General features: G+C 33.6%; 1 protein-coding gene. It reads left to right on the top strand.

Annotated elements, in window-relative coordinates:
* Positions 1 to 136 precede the first annotated feature (136 nt).
* The gene (locus EPJ72_RS12800) at positions 137 to 1,498 is read left to right on the top strand and encodes a sialidase family protein (RefSeq protein ID WP_147732496.1); all 1,362 of its coding nucleotides are present in this window, start codon (positions 137 to 139) and stop codon (positions 1,496 to 1,498) included.
* Positions 1,499 to 1,543 lie beyond the last annotated feature (45 nt).

Genomic DNA, 1,543 nt, shown 5'->3' with positions numbered 1-1,543 from the left:
AGCAGATATACTCAAAGTTATTTATCTAGTCAGTTAGAAAGTAAATAATTTTAGAGAAAAATAATTGAATAGATACAAGGAATATATTTGATAGTTTCAAGTATATTCCTTGTTGTTTTTAATTAGGAAAAGATAAATGAAAAAAATTGCTTGTTTAATAGTTTTATTATTTACCCTAAACGGCTGCGGCACTGATTATTTTTATTCAAGCTTTACTATCCGCAGAGAGTTATTATGGTTTACATCTTTAGCAGACCAAGAAACTCTTGATACCCATGCTATAATGGTTGGGTATACTCCTACATTTAATCGTTATTCTTCTCCTTCTATAATAGCAACACCCGCTAATTATTTGGTGGCAATATTTGAAACTAGGAATATCAGCAGGCCTGATTTAGATATTTACGGAATAGATGGAAAGAAAAAAGGGATAACAGTAACAGCAAGAATATCTAAAAACTCTTCTAATTTTGACAACACTGTTACTATTGGAGAAATAAAAAATCCATCATCAGCACACGGCTCTCCAGTGTCATTTTTAACTAAAGAAGGGAATATTGTTGTGTTGTCTACAGCTGGTGTAGGATTTGCACAAGACGGCATAACTACTAATAAAACTAAAATAGCTGTGAGTATCAGCACTAATAACGGCTATAATTGGACTGATTGGAAAGATTTAGATGAAACAGTATTTGAATCCATTAAAGCTTATAATAGATTTTATACAACACCGGGCAACGGCAAAACATTGAGAAACGGCACTTTAGCTTGTATGATAGATTATAAAATGAATTATGAAGAAAAGGCAAAAGGAGCTGCTATACTTTACTCTGCAGATAACGGAGCAACTTGGAAAATAGGAGGAACATTAACATATAATGGAAATCATAGATTTGCTAAAATTATAGCAGAGAGAACAGACGGAAAATTATTAATAGCTGCAGTAGAAGATACAGGTAAAAATAATAATGACGCATATCAAAAGACAGGCAGCATAGCTTGGTATTTAGCAGATGATTTAAATAGTTCTATAAATACTTTTAATGTAACAGGTCCTGAAATAATTGATGCTAATTTAAGCGGGGTAGTAAAAGTATTTGAAAGAAATAGCGGAGGTGTGGTATCAGGCGATAGAATAAAATATGCTTATAAAGGCAGGGCTTATGACGGTATTCTTTTAGCTCATTCTTATCCAGAACGTAAATTTCAGCATCAAAGCGGACAGAAGACAGTATATAATGTTACAGCCATATCTATAAGCGGCGATGACGGCAAAACTTGGACTATGATTACAAATGTTATTGGAAAAGATGCGTCTACTAATCAAGCTGCTTTTAGGCACAGCGGTTTAGCGGTATTTAAAGACGGCAGCATCGGCATAGCTTATGAAGAGGGTGTCGGTCCCTCTATAAATGATAGACAGGGATTTATACCATATTATAGAAGATTTGGTTTATCTGCAATATCCGGCGGGGTTTATTCTTACGAAGGATTATAAAAAATAATTAACAAATAAAAAGGGGGCTTTTCGGCTCTCTTTTTT

The sequence above is a fragment of the Brachyspira pilosicoli genome (genome assembly GCF_008016535.1).
Lineage (GTDB): Bacteria > Spirochaetota > Brachyspiria > Brachyspirales > Brachyspiraceae > Brachyspira > Brachyspira pilosicoli_A.
This window is presented reverse-complemented; position numbering and strand designations above follow the sequence as displayed.